Origin of the sequence: Streptomyces sp. NPDC002935, assembly GCF_040611295.1 — a bacterium.
Lineage (GTDB): Bacteria > Actinomycetota > Actinomycetes > Streptomycetales > Streptomycetaceae > Streptomyces.
Window position 1 is genome coordinate 1 of sequence record NZ_JBEXNW010000027.1, and the last position, 23764, is coordinate 23764.

Consider the following 23764-nt stretch of genomic DNA (forward strand, 5'->3'; position numbering starts at 1 on the left):
GGGGCCGGCTCGCCGTCGGGGACGCGCGGGCGCCCGGGGCATGCGCGGCCCGGGGCGCCGACGCGTGCGCCTCACGTCGCGGTCGGCTCGTACGGCGGCAGCACCCGGACATCCGGCCGGCTCCGGAAGAGGGGCATCGGCCCGCCGGCCGGGGCGCATGGCCGTACGTCTCCCGGGTTGCGGGGCCCGGTACGCACCACCACGCTGGCCTGGACGCCCGCGTGATCGACGGCTCGGGTCCGGTCGCCTGTTTCCTCCGGCGTCGCGCGACGGTCCCCGCGCGGGAGCACATGGCGATCGGTTCCGACGACGGGAGGACGGTGGCACACAGGTGAACGCCGGATCGCGTCGTCCTCACCGGCGGCCGGGCTCGCCCGGCACGGGGCGCGGCGGGCGCCGGATGCGGTACGTCGTCGTGGGGAACCGTTCCTCCCGTGGTGCGTGGGCCGTGGCACGGGCGCGTACGGCCGGTACGCCCGAGCGGCGTCCCGGAGACCGTGAGGGCGTGGCGGTGAGCCAGGGGCTGCGGGTGGCCGCGGCGTACGCGTGGCGGCTGCTCGTCGTCGGAGTGGTCGTCTACGTGATCTTCGCCCTGCTGGGCAGGTTGCAACTGGTCGCCGTGGCGCTGTTCCTCGCGCTGGTCGTGACGGCGGTGCTGCGTCCGCTCGCCGATCTGCTGGCGCGTCGCATGCCGAGGACCGTGGCCGTGATCGTGAGCATCATGGGAAGCCTTCTGCTGGTGCTGGGTGTGATGGCGCTGGTCGGTCGTGTCGTGGCGGGCGAGTCGGGGCGTCTGGGCCATGAGTTCGCCGGGGGAGTGGGGCGGATCGAACGCTGGCTGGAGGGCTCCCCCTTTCATCTGAGCCACGCGGTGATGTCGAATCTCCAGGGCAAGGTGGCCACCTTCGTCTCCGAGCACCGTTCCGTACTGATCAGCAGCGCCCTCAGCGGTGCCGGCCGGGCGGTGGAGTTCGTCACCGGACTGGTGCTCGCCCTGTTCTGTTCGCTGTTCTTCATCCGTTCCGGGGGCAAGTTCTGGCGTTGGTTCAAGGGGTTGCTGCCGCAGGGCGCGCGGGACCCGTGGGACCGGGCGGGGCGGGCGGCCTGGCGGACCTTCGCCGGGTACACGCGCGGCATCATCATCGTGGCCGCCACGAACGCCGTGCTCGTCGGAATCGCCCTCTACGTGCTGGGCGTCCCCCTGGCGCTGCCGCTGACCCTGCTGGAGTTCTTCGCGGCGTTCATCCCGCTGGTGGGCTCGCCCGTCGCGCTCGGCGTGGCCACCGTCGTGGCCCTGGCCACCCGGGGTCCGGTCGTCGCGATCATCGTGCTCGCCCTGATCGTCGTCATCGGCCAGTTGGAGGGTCACGTACTGCACCCGCTCGTCCTGAGCTGGGCGGTTCGCCTGCACCCCGTGGTCGTGGCCCTGTCCGTCATCGCCGGGAGCATCCTGGCCGGTGTGATCGGCGCCGTCGTGGCCGTACCGATGGTGTCGGTCGCCTGGTCCGTGATCTGCGAACTCCGCGCACGCCCCGAACCCGAACCCGAGCCGTCCGGGCGCTCACCGAGCCATCTGTCCGCTCCACCCGAACCACGTGCCCAGCCGACCGGACCGTCCCGGGCCGAGGGCCCGTAGCGGCGAGATCCGGACGGGCCGGGACAGTCCGGGACAGTCCTTGCGCTGCCGAGGTCGGCCTCGGTCGTGCCGATGGTCAGGCGGTGTCGGCCCGCTTGCCCGAGCCGTTCCCGTACGCCGAGGCTGTTGTCCGCGCCGAACCGGCGGAGTTCATTGCGTCCAGCCCATGTCCGTGTAGGGCCTTCCGCAGGCGATGGCGGCGAGCGCGGTGCGGGTGTAGTCGACCAGTTGGCCGGGGAGCGCGTCCAGCGGCCACCACCGCCACTCCGTGCACCGGTCGGGTTCCAGGACCTGGGGCTCCCCGCTCCAGCGGGACGCGGCGAAGAACAGCTGCACGCGGGGGACGGGGCTCCAGGGGTTGCGCTGATCCAGGGTGTGCACGAGGGAGAGGTCGCTCGCCGCGATGGTGATGCCGGTTTCCTCCGACGCCTCTCGGACCATGCAGGCCAGCGCGGACTCGCCCGGCTCGCGGTGTCCGGCCGGCACGTGCCAGGCCGAGGGCGCGAAGGCACTGTCAGGGTGCCGTTTGCCGAGCAGGACCGCGCCGTTGCGTACGAGGACGAGGTGGGCGCCGACGATGCTGCGCTCCCGCTCCCGCCGCTCGCTCTCCTCCCGGACGCGCACGGTCGCTGGTGTGCCGCCGCTGTCGAGGCGGGGATGCGGGTGCGCTTGGTGCTCGTGGATGGCGGCGGCCGCACCGGGTTCCAACGTCATGTACGCCGTCTCGCCGGCGTGGGTCCAGCGGAGCTGGATACCTTCGTGGAGGGGGATCTCGTGGGCGGGCCGATTCAGGGTGCCCCGGTAGACGAGGATGCGGTTCGTGAGCGTGCCGGAGGCGTCGAGGGTGTCCACGGTGACGAAGGGAGTGAGGTCGGGGACGGTGAGGCCGGTCTCCTCGCGCAGCTCGCGGGCGATGCCCTGGGCACACGTCTCGCCGGGCTCGGTGTTTCCTCCGAGCAAGGCCCAAGTCCCGGGACGCCAGATGGGTTTGTTCGCGTCGCGCAGGTGCAGCAGGTAGCGCCCGGAGTCGTCGACGAGGAGGGCGGCTGTGCCGGGTACCTCGATGGTGCGACGACTGGGCGGAGTACTGGCGGGGCTCGTGGCGGTCATGCGGAGTGTCCTTTCCTGTCGTGCGATCGCGAAAGGCTCAGGGAGCGAAACGGGTGGGTGCAGCGGACGGGTGGAGCGGGCGGGTGGCGCGGGGTGTGAGGCCTGGGCCGGTGCTCAGCGTTCCTGGGACAGGCGCAGCAGATCGGCGAAGGTGCCCCCGGCGTGGACGAGGTCGTCGTACGTGCCCTGTTCCGTGAGACGGCCCTGTTCCATGACGACGATGTGGTCGGCGATCCGGGTGTTCTCCAGCCGGTGTGTGACGACGATGGTGATGCGGTCCGCGGCGATGGTCTTGATCTTCTCGAAGATGCCGTGCTCGCCTCGCGGGTCCATCTGTGAGGTGGGTTCGTCCAGGATCAGCAAGGGGGGCCGTCGGTACAGGGCCCGGGAGCAGGCGAGGCGTTGCCACTGCCCGCCGGAGAGTTCGGCGCCGCCGAAGATCTCGCGCGCGAGAAGGGTGTCGAGCCCGGCGGGAAGGTCCTCGACGGCCTCGCGCATGCCCACCGCCTCGACGGCTTCCCACACTTGGCGGTCGTCGCCGGATCTGGGCTGCCCCAGGGTCACGTTCTCGCGTGCCCGAAGGGGCCATTGGGCGAAGATCTGCGGCACGAGGCCGGTGCAGTTCCAGGTCGTGGCGGGATCGGCGTGGGCGAGGTCGACGCCGTTCCAGGTGACCCGGCCCTTGTCCGCGAGGTAGACACCGGTGATCAGGCGGGTCAGGGTGCTCTTGCCCGAGCCGTTCACGCCGACGATGGCGAGGATGTCACCGCGTCGCAGGGTCAGGGAGACGCCGGCGACCGCGGGCCTGGATTTCCCCGGGTACTGGTAGGTGACCTCCTCCAACCGGATCTCCTCCACCGGGGCCACGACGGCTGCTTGCCCGCGCTTGGGCGCGCGTTCGGCGGCGTCGTCGAAGAATGCCTGCATGTCGCCGAGGTACAGGCTGGTGTGGAACACCGCGGCGCCGTTGACGACGACCTGGGACAGCGCGGCCAGGGTGGTCTGGACGGCGACGACCGCCGTGGCGGCGATGGCGGGCGCGATCCGTTCCGTGACGGCCAGCCACGCGAGCATTCCCCAGGCCGCGGCGAGGAACGCCCCGCCGGTGAGGGAGGAGAGCAGCGCGATCCGAAGCGTCCGGGGCGCCGCGTCGAGTGTGCGTCGGTCGACCCGCTCGGACAGGGCCCGGTACCAGTAGAGGAGGTAGTCGGTCATGCCGTTGGCGCGGACCTCGTCACCGTACTTCGGCGTGGTGGCCCACCAGCGCGTCATCCCGCGGACGTTGCGGTCGGCGACGTTCGCGTAGTGGATCTCGTAGTCGACCCGCGCGGTGAGGATCGCACCGACGCCCGCCGGGGCGACGGCCAGGAGCAGCAGCGGCAGCATCAGGGGATTGAGTACGGACAGGACGCCGCCCGCGGTGACCATCTTGATCAGGGCGGACAGGAAGTGCTGGGCGTCCATGACCATGACGTGCGTACGCATCACTCCCATCTCCGCGGCCTCCTGACGGTCCGAGAAACCGTCCACCGCGTACGCCGAGGCCTCGACCCGGCAGACGGCCTCGACCAGGGCCGAGTCCGTGGTCGTCGTCAGCAGCGGGGTGATGCGTCGCTCCGCGTACGCGGCCACGGCCACCGAGAGCCGGGCGACAGCACTCGCCCCGGCGACGACCGCCAATGCGGGAAGCGCCTCGTGCAGACGGTCCGCCATCGCTCCGCCCCGGAGGACGGGGGACATGGCCTTCGCCGTGGCCGCCAGCAGCACGGCGGCGGTGACGCCGGTGGCCAACTGGCAGGCGAGGATGAGCAGTACGGCCCGGCGATCGATCCCCCAGGCCATGCCGGCGATGCGCCCGAGGACCCGTGGGAGCTGGGAGCACAGGGCTCGGAAGCTGACCTCGCCGAGTGGGTTGACCGAGTACTGCCCGGAGTACGTGATCTCAGCGGGAGGCGGCGGTGGCATGGATGCGGAAGGTGAGGTCAACTGCTCGTCTCCCTGCGCGATGTGATGGGGATGAGGACGACGACTTCAGTTGGCTCAACGACAGGCCTCGCGATATCGAACACACGTGTTTCGGCCGCATCGGAATCCGTGCGCGGTGGGGAGCCGGGGCGCACCCTTCCGGAAGCACAGCGGCGGGAGTTCACGCGCTGATGGCCGAATCGCCGCAGCTGATGCGCGTGTGACGGACGGGGTTCGTCCCGGTCGAGTACGTGACATTCCTGGCCGCCGCCCACCGTCTTCCGGGCGCCGAACGATCCCCGCGCGCACCCGCCGACAGTGCCCCCGCGGACCGGGACACGTGAGGTACGTTGCAACTCGGGCGGTGTCTCGTGACAGAGAGCCCCGGCCGCGGTGGAGCGGAGCAAGGTGATCAGCGACGGCATGGCCGATGCACTGCGATCGCTGCGCCTGGGCGGTGGCGATCCGGCACTGGTGTGCTTGCGGGCGCTGGATGCCGAGGGTCTCTCGCTCTCGTTGCTGGTCGGCCCGCACCGGACCGCCGAGCCGCTTTGGTGCCGCCCCGAGCTGAGCGCGCGCTTCGAGGAACTCCAGTTCACCCTGGGGGAGGGCCCCGGACCGGACGCGGTCCGCACCGGCTCGCCCGTCGTGGAGCCGGACCTGCGTCGGGTACGCCTCGGACGGTGGCCGGTCCTGCTGCCGCTCGCGCTGGAGATGGGCGTCCACGGTGTGTGCTGCTTTCCGCTGGGCGTCGGGGCCGTCCGGGTCGGCGTACTGACAATGCTGTGCGATGCGGACCGGCGCTTGAGCGAGCAGCAGCAAGCGGACGCGACCGCTCTGGCGGCGGCGCTGACCGGCGCTTTCCTGAACGCGGAGCAACGCGGAGGCACGACTGGAGACGGGAACGTGTCCGCGCTCCGCATGATGCTGGAGTGGCCTTCGGAGCTCCATCGTGCGGTCGTGCACCAGGCCACGGGAATGATCAGCGTCCAACTGGGTGTGCCCATGGACACGGCCCTCCTGCGCCTGCGCACCCACGCCTACGGCAGCGAGCGCCCGCTCGGCGAGGTCGCGGAGGACGTGGTCGCCCGAAGGCTCCGCTTCAACGACGACTTCGACGACGACTTCAATGACGACTTCGACGACGATAAGAGCGGGCCGTTTTCGCCCGACGGTGGAAAGGGATGATCGGCATGGCTCGCGAACGACGTCTGGCCCAGATCTTCGTGGAGGTCGCGGACTCCCTCGTCGAGGATTTCGACGTCATCGACCTTCTGCACCGGCTGTCGGCGCGCTGCGTCGAGTTGCTCGACGTATCCGCGGCCGGGATCCTCCTCGCGGACGCGCACGGCGAACTGCAGATCATCGCAGCCTCGGACGAGCACACCCGCCTCCTGGAACTCTTCGCCCTTCAGCACGACCAAGGCCCGTGCGTCGAGTGCTACCGCTCCGGCACCGCACGGACGAACATCGATCTGACGCGTCCGGAGGCGACCGTCGACTGGCCGCGTTTCGCCGCGCGGGCCCGGGAGACGGGGTACGCGACCACGCACGCCATCCCGCTGCGCCTGCGCAACCGGGTCGTCGGCGCGCTCAACCTCTTCCAGACCACCCGGCACCGCCTCGGCGACGACGACATCGCGCTCTCCCAGGCACTCGCGGACGTGGCGACCATCGCGATCCTGCAGCAGCGCACGCTGGAACAGTCGCACGTCGAGAACAGCCAGCTGGAGACCGCGCTGACCAGCCGCATCTTGATCGAACAGGCCAAGGGAGTACTGGCCGAACGCTGGGACACCTCCGTCGACGACGCCTTCACCGCCTTTCGGTCCTACGCGCGCGCCCGGCATCTGCGGCTGTCCGATCTCGCCCTACGCATCATCTCGGGGGGCTTCGACACCGCGACCATCCCGGCACCGGTCCCGCCCGGGGATCGCCGCGGCTGATCACCGCCGCTTCCCGGGCTCCTCATGGCCCGCGGGGTCTGCGGGGCCCGCGGGAGTAAAGTGAAAGATCCAGGCCGCCGATCTCTACCCCGAACAGTGGGGCTCTGCCCCGAACGACGAGGGCGCCATGCAGTCACCGAAATCGTTGTCGGACGGACACGCCGAGGTACGCGTCGTCGCGGCGTCCCCTGAGGTCGCCCGTCGTGTGGCGGAGGTGCTTCGGCGCTGCTTCGCCGCCACCGAGCAGCGCAGCTATCCCGCGAGCACCGACGGGGGCACGCGACTCCAGCTCACCGTCGACACGAATCACCCGGCGGAACCGGCACGCTCCTGGCTGGAGACCAGCCGCTCCTCGGGGAAGCCTTCCGACGGAAGGGAGCCGGCGTCCAGGAACGGTACGTTCGGCCGTTCCCAGGAGTAGCGTGAGGCCATCGGGAGCATTCCGCGCACCGGCCCCGACGCCGGTGTCGTTCCCGGTGAGCAACAACGCCGGGCAACTGCCGAAGAGTGGTGGCTCGGAGACGGGTTCGCGCGATGTCCGCGACCGCCGACCATTCCGCGCCGCGGGTCGCGCCCTTCAGGGCCCCTACCGCGCGCCTGGCCCTGAAGTCCGTGAGTCCGTCACCGGGGCGTGTCGAGCTGGACGGCGCCTGGTGGCCTCGTTCACATGACCTGACGCTGGAACTCTCCGCTCTGGCAGACGTGCTGGATCCGCTGTGGGGGCGGATCACCCGTATCGCCGTCAGCCCGAGCCGCTGGCCGATCATTCCGCGCAGGCTGGTCGTCAACGGCCAGGTGGTGAAGGTCGATTGGTTCACATCGGGGCAGGACGTGCACAAGATCCTGCTGCTGTCCTACACGGCGGGACGCTGGGACCTCCTCGTGATCCCCCCGGAGACCAGCGCCCCCGCGGCGGCCCGCCTGATGGCCGCCGCGAGCAGGAGCACCGGCCCGGTGCTGACGGCGACCGCCCTCATGGCGGCGGAACAGGCCAGAGCAATGCCCCTGGCGTACGAGTCCGACGCCGGCCGCCCCGGCCGACTGGTGCTGGGCAGCTGACGGTCGTCGTCACCGCCCCGGTCGTCGGTGTGCTGACGGCCGGCACGCGGTCCGTCTCGGGGCGGGTCAGCCGTGACCACCCGCGCCGGATGCCATGAGGGGTTCGGCGGCCTCCGCCGTCGTATCCGGAGGCACGACCAGCAGGTCCCAGCGCCCCAGGCCGGGAGCGATCAGGACGATGGCGTGCGGAGCGGATGCCGTCAGGCTCGTGCGCAGGCGCACGACCTGGTTGACGACGACGATGCGGCCGGGCAACGCGGACCATGCCGCCCCGCTGACCGTGACGCTGGTGATGTGGCCCCACGCGCGGGGCACCCCGGCCAGCAGGTGGGGAAGTTCGGCGAGCAGGTCGTACGAGCGTGGCCACCACGCTCCGTCGATGGCCCGGGGCAGGCCGCCGTGAGGCGCCAGGCGCAGACGGAGGAGGGGGTCGCAGGGAAACGGAGGCTGCCGTGCGGTGGTCATCGAGGCTCCTGCCAACTGCCGTACACGGATGAGTGTTTGACCTCAGGCACGGCGGGCGGCGACACGCTCCGGAGTCGGCCAGCGCACCTCGGACACCCACCCGAGCCGTTCGAGGACGCGGATGGCGGCGGCCGACGGGTCGATCTGGCCGCGGTCCACGCCGTGACGGGCGCTCGTGGGGTCGGCGTGGTGGAGGTTGTGCCAGCTCTCGCCGAACGACAGCAGCGCCAGCGGCCACAGGTTGGTGGCCCTGTCGTGGCGCTTGGTGTGGAACGGACGTTCGCCGATCATGTGGCACAGCGAGTTGACGCTCCAGGTCACGTGATGGAGCAGCGCGATGCGGACAAGTCCCGCCCACAAAAGGCCGGTTACGCCGTACACCCAGGTGCCGCCGATCGCCCAGCCCAGCCCGAACGGCAGCGCGAGGGTGAGGACGCACAGTGCGGGGAAGGCCCGGGCGACGGCCCGGATGTCGCGGTCGGCGAGGAGGTCCGGGGCGTAACGCTCCGCCGGTGTGTGTTCGTTGCGGAAGAGCCAGCCGACGTGCGCGTGGAACAGCCCGCGCAACTGGCCGCGCAGATGGGTGCCGTAGCGGTACGGCGAGTGCGGGTCACCGGGCCGGTCGGTGAAGGCGTGATGGCGGCGGTGCGTGGCGACCCAGCCGATGACGTCGCCCTGGAAGCTCATCGACCCGGCCACCGCGAGCGCGACGCGCACGGGGCGCACGGCCCGGTAACCGCCGTGGGTGAGACCGCGGTGGAAACCGACGGTGACGCCGAGGCCGGTGACCGTGTAGAGAACGGCGGCAAGCAGGACGTCGGCGGGATGGATGAGGCGTCCCCACAGCAGCCATCCAGCCAGGCCGAGCGCCACGAACGGCAGCACGACGATGACCGCCGTCACCGTCACATACAGCCGCTCCCCGCCGCCGCGCCCCGGTACCGAGCCGTCCGGTGGGAAGGGGGACGTCCCGTCGTAGACCTGGGGCGGCGAAGGGCCGTCCGACGGAACGGCTGTCGTGGATGTGCCGGACATGAGCGGCATGGGGAACTCCTCGGCCTCGGTGCGGGTGGCGCGGCCGGGGTCAAGGGCTGCCCCTGTGACGGGAATCGTGGGAATCGAGAACCGGACGGGTCCGGACAGCGGCATAGCAGGCGTCGTCGCTTCGTCCACCGTACTCCCGCACGCTCCGAAGCGGGGCGCACCGGATCGCGTGACCACCGCGTCTGCACGGACCTGCGGCGGACGGTGGCCGACGGTTCGGCTCAGGGCCACGCCCTTCCAAGGGCCTCGGCGGGGTCCTCCGCCTCTCCGCCCGGCCCGGACCATCCGTCCGGCGAACTCCGGCTCGCCCGGGGCCGTTCATGGGAGGTCCGTCCCCAACTGCCCTCTATCCGCCCGGCCGCAGCACCGCGTCGCGGCCGGGCGCGCAGTAGGGTGGAGAGCACCGAGGGCACTTCGTGCACCGGCTTCGGTGCCGGGTCGTTCTCGGCGAGACACGAAACCCGGGTCGCCGCAGAGGCGGCCCGGAGACGGGTCCGTACCATGCCGGCGATCTTGTACCCGCCCCTGCCGCACGTCGAGTCCGTCGCCGCCCCGGCCGCGCGACTCGCCCTCAAGACCGATGGCGCCTCCCACGGACTCCTGGACGGGGCCTGGTGGCCCCGCTCCCGGGATCTGCTGAGTGAACTGCCCGCGTTGACCCAGACGTTGGACCCTCTGTGGGGCCGCATCACCCGGATCGCCGTCAACCCGCAACTCTGGCCGGTCATCCCGCGCCAGGTTCCCGTGGCCGGTCATATCGTCAAGGTCGGCTGGTTCACCCCGGAAATCGACCCGCACAAGCTGCTGCTGCTCTCCTACCGCATCGGCCGCTGGGATCTCCTGGTCATCCCGCCCGAGACCGGGGCGGCGTCGGCGGCCCGGCTGATGGCAGCGGCGTCCGACCGCGACGGTCCGCCCTTGACCGCGAGCGCACTCATGGCAGCGGAGGAGGCCGGTCACGGTGCCTCCGCGCCCGCCGACCGGCCGCTTGGTCCGTGCGAGACGTCGGAACACAAGGGCGGCGCTTCGGCGCTTTCCGCGGCTGTTCCGGAACAGGCCGGTCCGGACAGCCGGACCAGTCGCCTGATCCTCGGGATGTGAGGACCGGGGTCCCTCAGGAAGCCTCCACGGCCGCCTTGATCCGCTTGCCGAAGGCGTCCGCGTCCTTGCGGGCCGCACTCAGCGCGAGGCCCACCAGCACCTTGCCGATGCCATGACCCTCGAGCCGGTTGAAGATCCTGACACGGGTCGTGCCGGCGCCGGTGGACTCGAGGTCGTAGCCGCCCTCGTCCGCTGTGACGGTGTTCTTCGATTCCTCCGCCCAGCGGATGCGGCGGGGCGGCTCGAACTCGGTGATCCGGAACTTCCGGGCCGTCTTCATGCCGGCGTCCTTGACGGTGCTGGTGAAGATCGTGCCCACCGCCGTCGGACCCTCCGGTGTCTTCGTGATCTCCTGCACCCTGGGACTGAACTTGGGGTCGTTCGTGCCGGCGGCGAGGAAGGCGAAGACCTCCTCGACGGGTCGGTTGATCTCGGTTGTCGCCTCGAACTGACCGGACACGATTCCTCCTGTGCTGCGATCACGGATCGCCCGCTGAGAGCGCGCGGGCCTGCCGGGCATGCTCAGCCTAGGGGCCGGAGGCCGCAGCGGCGCGTCGCAGGGACCCATTCGTAGGAAGACCGGCACGCGGGACGGCAGGAGTGGGCGCCGCCCCGTTCGGCCTCGCGCGTTCTCGCCGCCCGGTCAGTGGTCGAAGCTGTCGGTCAGGCGCACGGTGTAGCCGTCGTCCTCCATCAGGACGACGGTGACGCCGAACGGGTTCGGATGGTCCAGCTCCATCGGGGTGAAGGCGTAGTCCACGGCGGCCTTGACGGGAGGCGGAAGTTCGCCGCCCGGCTGGGGCGCGGGAGCCGGCTTCCAGTCGAGCGTGGTCGTGGCCTCGTCCTCGGAGCCGGGGGACGGGAGCTCCTCGGTGTAGGGGAACTGGTGCAGCACATGACCGTCCGGGGTGGCGTGGACCATGTTCAGGCAGGGGGCGGGGCCGGTGACGGGCAGTCGGCAGACGGTGGCGACGTCATGTGTCTCCCAGGCGAGGACGACCTCGTCCGCGCCGGCCGCCGCGGCGATGTTCGACAGTGCCGCGATGCCGGTGAGCGCGTCGTCGCCGGGCTGGATCGGGCGGACCCAGATCAGCCCGACCAGTTCGCCTCGCACCAGCGGCATGATGACCGGCCGGGGTACCGCGCCCTCGCCCACTCCGTTGACGTACGTGGTCTTCATCGAGCTGACCAGCGTGTCCCACGTTCGTGTGTCCACGGAAGCCCCCTTTGCCGCTGCTGTCTTCGATCACCGCCGACCCTGTCACGCGGAGCGCCTCCGTGTCAGCGGGATGTCCGGCACACGACCCCTTCGATGCCCGCGTCGCCTCGCGGGCAGCCGAATCGGTGACATGGTCGGCCGGACGCGAGGGCGTCGCCTAGGCTCGATCAGGTGCATCGTGTGGAAATCGTTCAGTTGCTGGTCTCGGCTGTGCACCGTTTCGAGGGCCGTCCGAGCGACGGGGCGCCCGCACTGTCTGAGGCGGAACTGGTGACGACGGCCCAGGTGCGGGCCGGACTCGGGATCGTCGGGGACCGGTACTTCAATCGTCCGGCGCATCGCAACGCGTCGATCACCCTCATGGCCGCCGAGCGCTTCCCGGAAGGACTGGCCGCGGGCGCGGACCTCCGGCTGACCCGGCGCAATGTCCTGCTGCGGGGCGTGAACATCGACGCGTACGTCGGCGCGACCGTCTCGCTGGATTGCGGTACGGGGCCTGTGGTGCTGGCCGTACGCCGTGCGGCCAGGCCCTGCGCGTGGATGGACACCACGCTCGGTCCGGGCGCGCAGCGGGCACTGCGCGACCGTGGGGGTGTGCGCTGCCGCCCGCTGTCCGACGGGACGCTCACGGTCGGGCCCGCCGAGTTCGCGGTGGTGCAACCGGCCCCCGCCGAGGACTGACCGCGGTGCGGTGGCCGTTCGGCCGTTCGGCTGTTACTCAACCAGTTGGTTGACAACGGCGCGGGTCTGGTCGTACGGTTATTCAACCGATTGGTTGAATAGGAGGGGTGAGAGGTGGCCGACGACCGGCTGTCCCGCGTGTTCTCCGCACTGGCCGACCCGACCCGGCGCGACATCGTGGCCAGGCTGGCCACCGGGGATGCCACGGTCAACGAACTGGCCGAGCCGTACGACGTGACCGTGCAGGCGGTGTCCAAGCACATCAGGGTCCTTGAGGACGCCGGTCTGGTCAGTCGCAGCAGGGACGCCCAGCGTCGGCCCTGCCACCTCGAGGGTGAGGTCTTCGACCTGATGACGAAATGGATCGAGCGCTATCGCCGGGAGGCGGAGGACCGTTTCCGTCGGCTCGACGCCGTCCTCGAACAGATGGAGGACCAGCCGGTGAAGGGCGCCACGACGAAGAAGGCGGCATCGTGAACACCGCGAAGGCGAACACTCGGCACGAGACCCGGATCGTGGCCGATCCGGCGTTGCCCACCATCCTCATCACCCGGGAGTTCGACGCTTCTCCAGAGCGTGTGTTCCGGGCGTACACCGATCCCGAGCTCGTCGTCCAGTGGCTCGGCCCCCGTCGGCTCACCATGCGGATCGACGCGTACGAGGCGCGCAGTGGTGGCTCGTACCGCTATGTGCACCGCGAGGACGACGGGACGGAGTACGGGTTCCGCGGCGTCTTCCACGAGGTGCGTCGCGATGAGCGCATCGTGCAGACCTTCGCCTTCGACGGCTTCCCGGACGGCGTCAGCCTGGAGACAACCGTCTTCGAGGATCTCGGCGGACGTACCCGGGTCACCACCACATCCCTCATGGGTTCCATCGAGGCCCGCGACTCGATGATCAGAAGCGGTATGCAAGGCGGCGTCCGTGAAGGCCACGAACGCCTGGACGAGTTGCTCGCGGCCGCCGGAGCGGCGACGCGGGATGACGGACCGAGACGGAAGGCTTGAGATCATGACGAGCGCAGCCGACGAGTACCGCACTGTCGCGGAGGCCTTCACCGACCGCGTACGCGGAGTGCGTCCCGGGGCATGGGACAACCCGGCGCCCTGCGAAGGGTGGGTCGCCCGGGACGTGGTGCGCCACCTGGTCGAGTGGTTCCCGGACTTCGTGAAGGCCGGAGCCGGAGTCGAACTGCCGAAAGGGCCGTCGGTGGACGACGACCCCGTGGCCGCCTGGACGGTGCACAGCGACGGAGTGCAGGCACTCCTCGACGATCCGGCCACGGCGCACAAGACGCTGTCGAACCCGCACATCGGAGAGGTCCCGCTGGACCAGGCCGTCGACCGCTTCTACACCGCCGACGTGTTCATGCACACCTGGGACCTGGCCCGGGCCAGCGGCCAGGAGGAGCGCCTCGACCCCGGCAAGTGCGCCCAGTTGCTCGACGGGATGCTGCCGCTCGACGATGTGCTGCGCCAGAGCGGGCAGTACGGCCCGCGGGTCGAGGTCCCCGAAGACGCCGACGTGCAGACTCGGTTGCTCGCCTTCATCGGCCGCCGGCCCTGAGCGACGCCACGGCCGGATCATGCGCCCGCCGGATCACCGTCCGGCCGGATCGCCGCCCGGTACGGGCCGTGCGGGGGACCGCGGTCCGCACCAGGACGAGCCCGGTGCGGGCCGTGGTCCCAGGCCACGGCCCGCACGGGGTCGATGAATTTGCGCAGGGCGCGAGCTCGGTGCGCCTTGCTCGGTGCGCCTTGTTCAGCGCGTCATGTTCAGCGCGTCTTGTTCAGCTGGGCGAGTGCCTTCGCGAGACCGTTGGCCCAGAGCTGGTTGACGCGGGAGCGCTCGGTCGCGTTCGGGTAGCGGTTGGTGCAGGACGTACCAGGGCCGCCTCCCGACATCAGTTCACTGCACGGGCCGCTGTAGTGGTCCGGCAGACCCAGGACGTGACCGGTCTCGTGAGCGGTGACACGGATCGAGTCGTACCGCTGGTTCTGCGCGTAGTCGAGGAAGATGTAGCCGCTGCCGTGGCCGTCCGTGGAGGCGTACGACCCGCGCGAGTCGTTGCCCTCGTAGTAGGTGAAGTCCGCACCGCCCGACGTCGCTTGGAGCTTGACGTTCGACACGGAGCTGTTCCAGATCGAGGCGGAACTCGATATCTGGGAGCGGAAACTCGGCGCCTGGGAGGCGTTGTAGTAGACGGTCACCGACTGCACGGAGGGGTTGGCCGCCTGCTTCTTGGCGACCGACTTCAGTACGGCGTTGAAGAACGCCTCGTTCGCGGCGGTGTTCTCCGCCGAGCCGGCGTACCGGACGCTCGCGGCGGCGGAACCCGCCGGGGCGGAGTCGGCCGGCTGGGCACTCGCCGGGACAGCGGTGCCCAGTGCGGCGGATGCCAGACCGAGGCCGAGCGCGAGGGCCAGAAGTCTCCGTGACGCCTTCGATTTCAAGCGCGAGGACTGCATGGGGGGTGCTCCTACTCGTTCGTGTGGGGTGGTGAACGATGGGTTCAGCAGGAGTCTCGAGTAGGTCAATGGGGCTGCGGATGATGCCAACCGGGGATAGCGCGGAGCTATCCCGGGGCCAACTCGTCAGAATTCGTCGCCATTTGAACATCTGGTGGATCGCCTCGCGTCGCCCTAGCCTTCCCGCATGGAGCTCGAGGTGAGGCACTTACGTGCGCTGTGCGCCATCGCCGACACGGGCAGTCTGCACAAGGCGGCCCGGGAACTCGGTGTGGCCCAGCCCTCGTTGAGCACCCAACTGCGCCGCATCGAGCAGGCCCTCGGCGGTCAGCTCTTCGTCCGCGCGTTGACGGGCTGCCGCCCCACGCCGCTGGGCCACGCGGTACTGAGCCGTGCCAGGCCTCTCGTCGCCGAATTCGCCGCGATCGTCACGGAGACGAGGGCCGCGGTGGCCAGAGCCGCGGATGAGCGCCGACTGCGTATCGGCGCCACGGCGAGCCGGGCCCTGCCCGGCTGGTTGCGTCGGCTGCGCGCCCGCGTTCCCCGGACCGAACCCTCGATCCGGATGGATGTGTCCGCGAACTCCCTCCTGCGCATGGTCGCCGGGGGGTGGCTCGAACTGGCCTTCGTGCACGAGGTCGAGGGCAGTCCCCTGTGCATCCCGTCCGGGCTCTGTATCCGTGTACTGGTCGAACGCGAACCGCAGTTCGTCACGCTCGCCGCCGACCACCCCGCGGCGGAGCGCCGCGAGGTGCGGCTCGCCGACCTGGCCGACGATCACTGGATGGTGGATTCAACGGTCGACGGCGAATGGGACGGCCTCTGCCGCGTCCTGCGCGAGGCCGGGCTCGAACCCGACATGCTGCACGGCGACTACCTCACCGCGTACTCCCTGGCCGCCACCGGCGAAGTGGTCACGGTCAGCCAGCCCACCGCACGCCCGCGCTCCGACGTCGCCGTCAGGCCGCTGCAGGGCGACCCGATAGGGGTGCGACTGCTGCTCGCCGCACGCACGGAGGCCGAACTCGACAACGGATACGACGAGTTGAAGGAGGCCTACTGGGAGGCGGCTCGTCAGGCGCCGGCCTACCGGGAATGGTTGAGGCGTTCGGGCACGGCGGAGGCGGCGCGAGTCCTGGGTGAAGGCGGGGCAGACGCCGCTCACGAGGTGGCGCCCGAACGGGCCCTCACGACGGACGGGTGCCAGCAGGGGTAGCGCGCCCGGGTGCCCCCACGATCCAGGTCGGCCGATACGGCAGCCGCATCGGATCGACAGTCGTATCGGATCGGCAGCCGGATCGGATCGGGAGTCGCAGCGGACAGGGACTCGGGAGTCGCATCGGACAGGGGCCGGAGCGAGTGCTCACCTCCGCGGACGGCGCGACCCGGCCGAGGACGCGACACCCGAGTGCGCGGGGCTGCCCGGGGCCGTTCCCGCGTCCTGGACCGGAGGCGTCTCGTCCGGGCGGCCCCCGCCGATCGCCGCCAGGTCCGCCGCGAGGGTGTGCAGCCAGTTGTCGATGTCGACCAGCACGGGCAGGACGGAGGCAGGGGCCGCGGAGACGACCTCGGGCGGGAGGGGCGTCGGCCGTGCCCGTACACCACCGGACGGGAATGCGGCCGCCCGGTCCATCGCCGTGGCCAGTTGCTCGACAGCCTCCCGCGCCCAGCGGAGCGCGTCAGGCGGCGCCGGACCGTACTCCTGCCGGGTCAGCCAGAGCGATCCGACCACCGCGTGGGAGGCGCAGTTGAGTGCCACGTGCCAGTCGGGTCCGCCGTCGACGGGATGCCTGCCGCCCTCCGTCCGGAACTGCGCGTAGGCCCCCTCCGCGATGCGGTGCCGGTGCCGGGTCAGCCGCAGCGCGTCCTCGGCCGCGGCGCGCCGAGGCACTGGATCCCCGGGCGCGCCGACCGCGGCGAGCACAGTGAGCCGCACCAGGGGAGCCACCGCACGCAACAGCTCCGCCATACTGCGTCGAACCTCGGCCCGGGCTCCGGCGGGCCAGGCGAGCACGCCGCACGCCAGTCCGATCACGCAGCCCGTCAGGACGTCGAGCAGCCGTGTCTCCGCCAGCCGCCAGGAGGCCGGAGTGAGCTGGCTGAACGCGGCGGCGACGACCAGCGTGAACAAGCCCTGCGCCCAGGCCGGCCCCGCGATCGGCCCCACGAAGAAGGCCACGAACATCGCCGGCACCAGCACCACGGCGTACACGTCGACGGTGCCGCCCGCTTCGAAGATCAGCACCCCGGCGGCCAGCGCGCCCACCAGCGTGCCGACCGCCGCCGAGCGCACCGTGGACCAGGTCGCCCCCGCGGTCGTGCGCCCCAGCGTCAGTACGGCCAACAGCACCCAGAAGCCGTGCGAGAGGCCCAGGACTCCGGCCACAAGACGGGCCGCGCCCAGCCCCACGGCCGTGCGTACGGCGTTCTGGAACAGGACCGAGCGCAGCGTGAGGTTGCCGGTCAGCCGCACCGCAAAGAGTCGTGCCGCGGGCGGCTCCGCGTACCAGTACTGCCCGTGCGGCAGTCCCGGCGCGTGGCGGCGCCCACCGATCGCCACGGCGACAGCGGCCTGCACCGTCATGGCCGAGGCCGCGCTGGCCAGCACATCGGACCGGTACTCCAGCAGCTTCTGCGACGCCTTGACCTCCGTATCGGCCACCGCACCGGACGGACGTCCGCGTACGGCGACGAAGTCGGCGACCATCTCCTCCAGCGCCTCGGGTCCACGAACGGCGCTCGCGCCGCGGAGAGCGCTCGCCGTCGACGAGCATCCCGCCGCGACACCGCGCAGCAGCACCTCGGAGTGCGGATCGCCGACCGGCGCGGACTCCGGCCGCTCGGCCATCCGGGCCAGCTGATCAAGTACGCGCCGTGTAGCGGCTCCGGCCTGCGCCAGTCCGCGGGCGGTGCGGCCCGCCCCGGTCGGGCGGGAAGCCGGTGGTGCCTGCGACAGACGCAGTGCCTGCCCCGCCTCGCGCAGGCGCCGTGCCCGCTCGGGACCGTGCCGGTGGCCCTGCGCGGCCGCGACCGCCGCGGCGGCCGCGAGATCCAGGGCCGAGGCCACCCGCGCACGGTACGGCTGAGAAGGCGGGGCGGGCAGGAGCAGCAACTCGCACAGGACCAGCAGAGCGCCACCTGCGAGCAGGCCGGCGAGCCGCTGCGACAGGGTGTCCGGCGCGTACGGAGGGAAGCACGCCAGCACGTAGAAGAGCAGCAGCCCCGGGACCACACTCGCCGGAGCCGGTCCGTACGCCGCGGCGAACGAGACGGTGAAGCCGACCACCAGCATGCCCGCCACGGCCGAGGCGGTCGTCACGGCGAGAGCGGTGCCGAGGGCTGTCAGCGCCGCGGCGACCGGCAGCACGAAAAGGACGGTCCGTGCCCGGTCCCGGCCGCCGCCGGGGATGGGGGACAGGACGCCGAGCGAGATCGGCGTGAAGAGGGCGTACACCGCGACGACCGGCTGATCCAGCGCGTACAGGGCCGAGTAGAACCCGGCGAGGGAGGCGACGGTGACACGCGCCGATTGCCGCGCGGCCCGTACGCGACCGGGGGTGCGGGGCCGCTTCGGCATGAACGCTCCTTCCCCGGCGCCTCCCCGGGGCCGTCCGTCCCCGCCGTACGTCCATTGTCGACCGGGACCGGGGCACGGGCAGCGCGACTCTCCGGGGTCCGCGGCCGCCGTGTCCCGCCCGCCGCGCCGGCGCACTCACCCGCGGCTCCTGGGATGCGCGCCTTCCTCGCTCCGGGACCGCGACGCGGTCCGCAAGCGCGTCGTCGCCGGGCGGGACCGGGCACACCCGCTGGTCAGGGGTTTCTCTATCCAGGAGGCGGGACAGGGCATAACATCCGGACGAGAACTCACCCAAAGGGCCTGCTGGGGCAGCCTGCTGGGGCCCGGACCCGACCCCCGAACACCCGTCACATCTCCGCCTGCTCAGGCGTTCAGTCCCGCACGAAGGAACCATCTGTGAGCGAAACCGGATCCTCTGGAAGAGTCCAGCCGGCTCATGCCGGCGACCCCTCCCGTATAGGTCCGTATCGGATCATCGGCCGTCTCGGCGCAGGCGGCATGGGTACCGTCCACGCCGGAGTCGCCCCCGACGGAATGCGCGTGGCGGTGAAGGTGATTCATCCCGCGCAGGCCCAAGAGCCGGAGTTCAGGGCCCGGTTCAGGCGCGAAGTGGAACTGTCCTCCCGAGTCACCGACGCGTACCTGATCCCCCTGCTCGCCGCCGACGCGAACGCGGAGAACCCATGGCTGGCCACCGTGTACGTCCCCGGACCGACGCTGAACCAGCATGTGCTCGCGCGCGGACCGCTCACCGGAGCAAGTCTGTACGCTTTCGCGGCCGCCACCGCGCAGGCGTTGGCCGCCGTCCACGCGGTCGGCGTGGTGCACCGCGATGTGAAACCGCAGAACGTCATCCTCACGCCCTCCGGCCCCCGCGTCCTGGACTTCGGGATCGCGCACGCCGCCGACGGCACGAGCGTCACCCGTACCGGAGTCATGACCGGCACCCCGGGCTGGATCAGCCCTGAGCAGTACCGCACGGGGGCCACCGGGCCCGCGGGCGACATGTTCGCCTGGGCAGCGCTCACGGCCTACGCGGGCACCGGAAGAACGCCCTTCGGGAACGGCGCACCCGACGTGGTCGCGTTCCGCGTGATGTCGGGTGATCCGGACCTGGAGGGCCTCCCCGCACCCCTGCGCGGGATCGTGCAGCGGGCACTGGCCAAGGAGGCCGGCGACCGCCCGACGGCCGCCGACGCCGCCCAGGAGTGCGTGGAGCTTCTGGCCTCCCAGGTGACCCAAGTGGTGCGCGCCGACACCTTGTTCACGCGCGCCGAGGACATGGTCACAGCAGTCTGGGACATACCCACCGGAAACGATCCGGTATGGCCGCCGCCCGTCGGCCGACCGCGAAGACCATGGGCGGGCATGGTGGTGGTCGCGGCAGCGGTCATAGGGGGTTTGGCCGGCGGAGTGGTGGCCCTGATGCCCGACAAGACGGGGGGCGGCAGTCACCGAACCTCGAACACGGCCTCCGCTCCTCCTGCCTCGCCGACCGGTTCCACGCAGTCGCCCGCGGCGAGCGCGAAGGCGACCACGGCGGCGCAGCGGAAGCAGGGCACGATCGACGGCCCGGCGAGTGCGGAGAGCTGGGCCGAGGCACGGACGGCCCAGGGTGCGGGCGAGCACGACGTCGCGCGCGCCGTCCTGCACGACCAAGGAGTTCTCGTCCAGGAACTCGGCGACGGCTTCGACTTCTCCCCGAAGGCCGTCCGGTTCCACGCGTCGCGCCGGGAGGTCTACCTCTCGTACCGGCTGTCCTCCGACGAGCAGGGAACGATGTACGCGGAGACGGAGGTCGCCGGTCTGATGTGCCAGACGCTGCGGGACGTCGTTCTGCGCCTGCACCCGGATCTGCCGTACCGCAGCTATGTCATGGTGAAGGAAGCGTCGGGCCATGACCCGCAGGTCACGTGGGACGACGACTTCCTCGCCAATACGCAGTGCACGTCGGCCGCCGACAACGACACCGGTCAGGCCTCCGACGCCGGGCAGAACTGGGAGCCGGACCAACAGGGGCTCGGCGAGGCCATGATCCCCAGCACCGACAGGGATGAGATCAAGGTCGCGGACGGCGCCGCCCGGAGGATCGTCGAGCGGACGAACGCGATGAGCGCGGCGCTCGGCACCGATCGCCTGCTCGGCAACCAGGATCTCAAGGTGGGCTTCGACCCTGGGGGTTCCACGATGTACGTGTGGTCGGAATACGGCACATGGAACCAGAAACAGGTAGAAACCTGGGCGGACATGACGGCGGGCGAGGCGTGCCGGGCACTCGTGAAGCAGAAGGACAGCGCGGGCGACGCGTGGCCGTACTCCCGCTACGCGGTGGCGGAGATAGGCGGCTCCAGCTACATGATGATCCGTTGGGGGACGATCGGCACGCTGGCCGACTGCCCGGCCTGATCGCGATCGACTGGACCTGATCGAGGATCGGCCGGGCCTGATTCCGGCCCGGCCGATCCCGGCCCTTGACCACCCGGCAGCGACCGAGGACCCTCCCTGTGCCGATCGAGGTGCGGCCTGGGCCCGGCCGAGCCCGAGCGGTTTGACCCTCGACCTGGTCGAGGCCTCAGGGTTCTGGGTGTGGAGAGCGAGATGCGCAGCATTGGCGAGATGGCCCGGGACAGCGGACTGAGCGTGAGCGCCCTGCGGTTCTACGACCGCGGTGGGGTACTGGTCCCCGCCTGGGTGGATCCGGTGAGCGGCTACCGCTGGTACGACCCCGGGCAACTCGACGAAGCCCGGTTGCTGGCACGGTTGCGCCGGGCCGGTATGCCGTTGGCGGACATCCGGTTGGTGCTCGCCGGCTGGTCCAGCGCGGACACCGACCTGGTGCTGAAGCTCCTTCAGACGCATGTGCGCCGTCTTGAGTCGGGACTGTCCGATGCCCGCGGTGAGTTCTCCACGCTCCGAGCACTCCTCGAACGCAGGGAGAAACCCATGTCTTTGCCCCGTACCACCGCCGTCCGCCTGGCTGTCTCCGCGCCGGAGCTCGCCGCCGCGCTGGACGCGGTCCGCTTCGCCGCCGGTACCGACCCGGAGCTGCCCATGCTCGGCGGCGTCCTGTTCGACATCGACGGGGAGACACTCCACGTCGTGGCCACCGACCGCTTCCGGATGGCCGTCGCACAGGTCGGCACCGGCGGGTACGCCGGTCCCCGCGCGCAGGTCATCGTGCCGTCCCCGCTCGCCGACGCGATGCGGGCACTGCTCAGTGGCCAGGAACCCGTCCGGCTCGCCGTGGACGGTGACCGCGTGACACTGGAGACCGGGGACCGACAGGCGGCCGGTCAATGCCTCGACCACGACTTCCCCGACTACCGTCGCCTCGTCCACGTACCGGCCGGCCGCCGCGCCCTTGTCGATGTGGCGACCTTCCGGAAGGCGGTGGAGACCGGTCCCGTCCGCACGAGCGATGTACGCGGGCAGGACGACACGTCCGCCGACCTCAGCGTGCTCAAGGTGACGGCCGACGGCACGGTGACCCTTTGCGAGGACGGTGGCGACGACCAGAACCATGTCGCCGTCAACCGCGCGTTCCTGCTGCACGCGCTCGCCGCGGGAGCCCGGGACCGACTGGTCCTGGAGCTAGGCGCCCCCACCGCGCCCATCGCGATCCGACGGCCCGACGACGAGCACACGTTCTCCCTGCTGATGCCGGTCCGCCTGGAGAACTGAGCACAGCACCGGGGCTTTCGCGCGTAGGCAGCGCATATGGAGAAGGCGACGCGATTTCCGGGCCGTGGCCATCGACGGGTCGAGTCGCCCGAGCAGTGGGCCCGACCGGGCGAGCTCAGGCAGAGTGCAACTCTCAGGTTGCACCTCAGGGAGTCTTGTGCAACCCTGGAGTTGCATCTGATCGCGGCGATGCACATCGTGCCGATGAAGGAGGCCCCTCATGAGCGAGGACCGGATCGAACGCGAAACCCTGATCGAAGCGCCGCTGGAACGCGTTTGGTCGCTGGTGGCCCAACCCGGATTCTGGGTCGCCGACAAGGCGAGCCTGCCCGGCACCGTGGCGAAGGAGGGTGAGTCGATGGTGGCGAAGAACGCCGAGCACGGCGACTTCCCCGTACGCGTGGAGAAGGTTCAGCCGCCGACGTATCTGGCCTACCGCTGGACCAGCGCGTTCCCCGGAGAGGAACTGCGTGAGGACAACAGCACGCTCGTGGAGTTCACGCTGACCCAGGAGGGCGACCGGACGAGGCTGCGCGTGGTGGAGAGCGGGTTCGCCGCTCTGGCCGGGTCCGAGGAGCTGCGCAGCCAGAACCTGAAGGACCACAGTCAGGGCTGGCCCGTGGAGCTCGACGCGCTCAGGAAGCGCGCCGAACAGCCCTCGCCGTGAGGGAGGAACAGCTGGGCGGCGCCGCCGAGGACGTCGACAGCGTCCTCGGTGCGCTGGCCGACCCGACGCGACGTCAGCTGCTCGATCTGCTGGCCGAACAGGGCACGGCCACCGCGACGACCCTTGCCGAGCGCTTGCCCGTCTCGCGGCAGGCGGTGGTCAAGCACCTCGCGGTCCTGGACGCCGCGGGGCTGGTGTCCGGCAACCGGGTCGGACGTGAAGTGCGGTACGCGCTGCGCTCCGCGCCGCTGGACGCGGCCGCACGGTGGATGGCCGCGCTCGCGGCCGACTGGGACCGACGGCTCGCGGACATCAAGCGTGTCGCCGAGACCGCGGAACAGGCTTCTCGCCCACCTGGGACCGCCTGAAAGGAAGCGCTCATGGATACGACAGGGCTTCGTGCCGCCTACGACAGGTTGCTCGATGTCGCGGCCATGTCCGACCTCGGTGACGCCGACGACGGAGGATGGAACGCCGATCAGATCCTGGCTCATCTCCTCAGCGTCGATGCCGCCGTGGCGGCTGTCGCGCTCGGCGTCGTCGCCGGCTCACGCCCGACCTTCGACAACCGCATCTCCCTGGACCCGTGGAATCTCGACCGGATCATCGCCGAGCACGCGGGCAGGGCGGACCTGACAGCCCATCTCCGGAGCCAGGCCGACGTCCTGTGCGCCATCGCCGACCAACTCGGCGAGCCGGCCGCCGCGGTGCTGGTGCCCTCACTCCTCCTGTCCGGCGACGAACTCGTGCTGGACCAGCCGGTTCCCCTCGCCGCCCTCATCGACGGCCTCGCCGAAGACCACGTGCCCAGGCATACCCAGCAGCTCCTGGACCTTCGTGTCGCCGTCCCTGAGCGAGCCTGAAGCAGGTGCGGCGTGCTGTCCTGCGGCCGGATCGGGCCGGAAGGGTGTTACTCACTTTCGGGTGACGGGTGAGTGCGGTGCGCGGATGCGATGGATGCCTGGATAAGGGCTGGATGCTGCGGGGGTAAGGGAGTTGGCGATGACAAGCCGTCAATCTTCATCTTTCTACAGATAAAAGCCTGATACAGCCGCCTGTAACTGATATGTCCGTAATTGGTAACAGCGGTCGGGTGTCGCTCGTCCGGAGCGGCGACGTGGAGGAACTTATGAGTCCTCGGCCAC

General features: G+C 70.8%; 24 protein-coding genes. 16 read left to right on the forward strand and 8 right to left on the reverse strand.

From position 1 onward, the window contains the following. The first annotated feature begins 448 nt into the window (after positions 1-448). Complete coding sequence (locus tag ABZX90_RS30120; RefSeq protein WP_355209969.1) at positions 449-1636, forward strand: AI-2E family transporter; 1188 nt, start codon at positions 449-451, stop codon at positions 1634-1636. A gap of 150 nt (positions 1637-1786) precedes the next feature. On the opposite strand, the gene ABZX90_RS30125 is transcribed toward ABZX90_RS30120, so the two are convergent. Both ABZX90_RS30125 and ABZX90_RS30130 read right to left on the reverse strand, forming a co-directional pair. Next, a complete protein-coding gene (locus ABZX90_RS30125) occupies positions 1787-2746 on the reverse strand; it encodes an NUDIX domain-containing protein (protein WP_351127739.1) in 960 nt (319 codons plus the stop codon). A 114-nt stretch (positions 2747-2860) separates the two neighbouring features. Beyond that, a complete protein-coding gene (locus tag ABZX90_RS30130; protein WP_355209972.1) occupies positions 2861-4711 on the reverse strand; it encodes an ATP-binding cassette domain-containing protein in 1851 nt (616 codons plus the stop codon). Positions 4712-5134: 423 nt separating this feature from the next. Here ABZX90_RS30130 and ABZX90_RS30135 point away from each other — a divergent pair, with 423 nt between their 5' ends. The 4 genes from ABZX90_RS30135 (at position 5135) to ABZX90_RS30150 (ending at position 7716) form a co-directional block, all read left to right on the forward strand. Next, complete coding sequence (locus ABZX90_RS30135; RefSeq protein WP_351127737.1) at positions 5135-5899, forward strand: ANTAR domain-containing protein; 765 nt, start codon at positions 5135-5137, stop codon at positions 5897-5899. After that, positions 5896-6657, forward strand: a complete 762-nt coding sequence (locus ABZX90_RS30140) for a GAF and ANTAR domain-containing protein (protein ID WP_351127735.1) — start codon at positions 5896-5898, stop codon at positions 6655-6657. The genes ABZX90_RS30135 and ABZX90_RS30140 overlap by 4 nt, the downstream gene beginning before the upstream one ends. A 127-nt stretch (positions 6658-6784) precedes the next feature. Beyond that, positions 6785-7078, forward strand: coding sequence for a hypothetical protein (locus ABZX90_RS30145; RefSeq protein ID WP_351127733.1), 294 nt, complete (start codon positions 6785-6787; stop codon positions 7076-7078). 191 nt (positions 7079-7269) lie between these two features. Continuing rightward, on the forward strand, positions 7270-7716 hold the full coding sequence (locus ABZX90_RS30150; protein ID WP_351127731.1) for a DUF5994 family protein: 447 nt from the start codon (positions 7270-7272) through the stop codon (positions 7714-7716). A gap of 66 nt (positions 7717-7782) precedes the next feature. Here the strand turns inward: ABZX90_RS30150 and ABZX90_RS30155 are convergent, their stop codons facing one another. Together ABZX90_RS30155 and ABZX90_RS30160 are read right to left on the reverse strand one after the other, a co-directional pair. Further along, on the reverse strand, positions 7783-8181 hold the full coding sequence (locus ABZX90_RS30155) for a DUF5994 family protein (RefSeq protein ID WP_355209977.1): 399 nt from the start codon (positions 8179-8181) through the stop codon (positions 7783-7785). Between the two features lie 42 nt (positions 8182-8223). Continuing rightward, on the reverse strand, positions 8224-9225 hold the full coding sequence (locus ABZX90_RS30160) for an acyl-CoA desaturase (RefSeq protein WP_351127727.1): 1002 nt from the start codon (positions 9223-9225) through the stop codon (positions 8224-8226). A 393-nt stretch (positions 9226-9618) separates the two neighbouring features. Here ABZX90_RS30160 and ABZX90_RS30165 point away from each other — a divergent pair, with 393 nt between their 5' ends. Further along, positions 9619-10326, forward strand: coding sequence for a DUF5994 family protein (locus tag ABZX90_RS30165; RefSeq protein WP_355209980.1), 708 nt, complete (start codon positions 9619-9621; stop codon positions 10324-10326). 13 nt (positions 10327-10339) lie between these two features. On the opposite strand, the gene ABZX90_RS30170 is transcribed toward ABZX90_RS30165, so the two are convergent. Then, positions 10340-10786 (reverse strand): SRPBCC family protein, encoded by a 447-nt coding sequence (locus tag ABZX90_RS30170; protein WP_351127723.1) that lies wholly within the window; start codon positions 10784-10786, stop codon positions 10340-10342. A gap of 183 nt (positions 10787-10969) precedes the next feature. Then, on the reverse strand, positions 10970-11542 hold the full coding sequence (locus ABZX90_RS30175; protein ID WP_355209983.1) for a hypothetical protein: 573 nt from the start codon (positions 11540-11542) through the stop codon (positions 10970-10972). A gap of 174 nt (positions 11543-11716) precedes the next feature. Here ABZX90_RS30175 and ABZX90_RS30180 point away from each other — a divergent pair, with 174 nt between their 5' ends. From ABZX90_RS30180 to ABZX90_RS30195, 4 genes are all read left to right on the forward strand, one after another. Continuing rightward, a complete protein-coding gene (locus tag ABZX90_RS30180; protein WP_355209986.1) occupies positions 11717-12226 on the forward strand; it encodes a molybdenum cofactor biosysynthesis protein in 510 nt (169 codons plus the stop codon). Between the two features lie 114 nt (positions 12227-12340). Then, a complete protein-coding gene (locus ABZX90_RS30185; protein WP_351127718.1) occupies positions 12341-12703 on the forward strand; it encodes a metalloregulator ArsR/SmtB family transcription factor in 363 nt (120 codons plus the stop codon). Continuing rightward, positions 12700-13233, forward strand: a complete 534-nt coding sequence (locus ABZX90_RS30190; RefSeq protein ID WP_355209988.1) for an SRPBCC family protein — start codon at positions 12700-12702, stop codon at positions 13231-13233. Before ABZX90_RS30185 ends, ABZX90_RS30190 begins: the two co-directional genes overlap by 4 nt. Before the next feature lie 4 nt (positions 13234-13237). Continuing rightward, entirely contained in the window at positions 13238-13792 is a 555-nt protein-coding gene (locus ABZX90_RS30195; protein WP_355209991.1) for a TIGR03086 family metal-binding protein, read from the forward strand. A gap of 209 nt (positions 13793-14001) precedes the next feature. On the opposite strand, the gene snpA is transcribed toward ABZX90_RS30195, so the two are convergent. Then, positions 14002-14694 (reverse strand): snapalysin, encoded by a 693-nt coding sequence (snpA, locus tag ABZX90_RS30200; RefSeq protein WP_355209994.1) that lies wholly within the window; start codon positions 14692-14694, stop codon positions 14002-14004. A 187-nt stretch (positions 14695-14881) separates the two neighbouring features. Between snpA and ABZX90_RS30205 the strand changes: the two genes are divergently transcribed. Further along, a complete protein-coding gene (locus ABZX90_RS30205) occupies positions 14882-15910 on the forward strand; it encodes a LysR family transcriptional regulator (protein WP_355209997.1) in 1029 nt (342 codons plus the stop codon). A gap of 147 nt (positions 15911-16057) precedes the next feature. Here the strand turns inward: ABZX90_RS30205 and ABZX90_RS30210 are convergent, their stop codons facing one another. After that, complete coding sequence (locus tag ABZX90_RS30210) at positions 16058-18271, reverse strand: FUSC family protein (protein ID WP_355210000.1); 2214 nt, start codon at positions 18269-18271, stop codon at positions 16058-16060. 396 nt (positions 18272-18667) lie between these two features. Here ABZX90_RS30210 and ABZX90_RS30215 point away from each other — a divergent pair, with 396 nt between their 5' ends. The 5 genes from ABZX90_RS30215 to ABZX90_RS30235 all read left to right on the forward strand — a co-directional run bounded on the left by ABZX90_RS30215 (position 18668) and on the right by ABZX90_RS30235 (position 23482). Beyond that, the gene (locus tag ABZX90_RS30215; protein WP_355210002.1) at positions 18668-20677 is read left to right on the forward strand and encodes a serine/threonine-protein kinase; all 2010 of its coding nucleotides are present in this window, start codon (positions 18668-18670) and stop codon (positions 20675-20677) included. A 192-nt stretch (positions 20678-20869) separates the two neighbouring features. Continuing rightward, positions 20870-21952 carry a MerR family transcriptional regulator gene (locus ABZX90_RS30220; protein WP_355210005.1) on the forward strand — a complete coding sequence of 361 codons (1083 nt, stop codon included), beginning with the start codon at positions 20870-20872 and terminating at the stop codon, positions 21950-21952. 220 nt (positions 21953-22172) lie between these two features. Beyond that, positions 22173-22619: an SRPBCC domain-containing protein gene (locus tag ABZX90_RS30225; RefSeq protein ID WP_351127702.1), complete on the forward strand. Its 447-nt coding sequence runs from the start codon at positions 22173-22175 to the stop codon at positions 22617-22619. Then, positions 22616-22987, forward strand: coding sequence for a metalloregulator ArsR/SmtB family transcription factor (locus tag ABZX90_RS30230; protein WP_355210008.1), 372 nt, complete (start codon positions 22616-22618; stop codon positions 22985-22987). Before ABZX90_RS30225 ends, ABZX90_RS30230 begins: the two co-directional genes overlap by 4 nt. A 12-nt stretch (positions 22988-22999) precedes the next feature. Next, entirely contained in the window at positions 23000-23482 is a 483-nt protein-coding gene (locus ABZX90_RS30235; protein ID WP_355210011.1) for a hypothetical protein, read from the forward strand. The last annotated feature ends 282 nt before the right edge of the window (positions 23483-23764 follow it).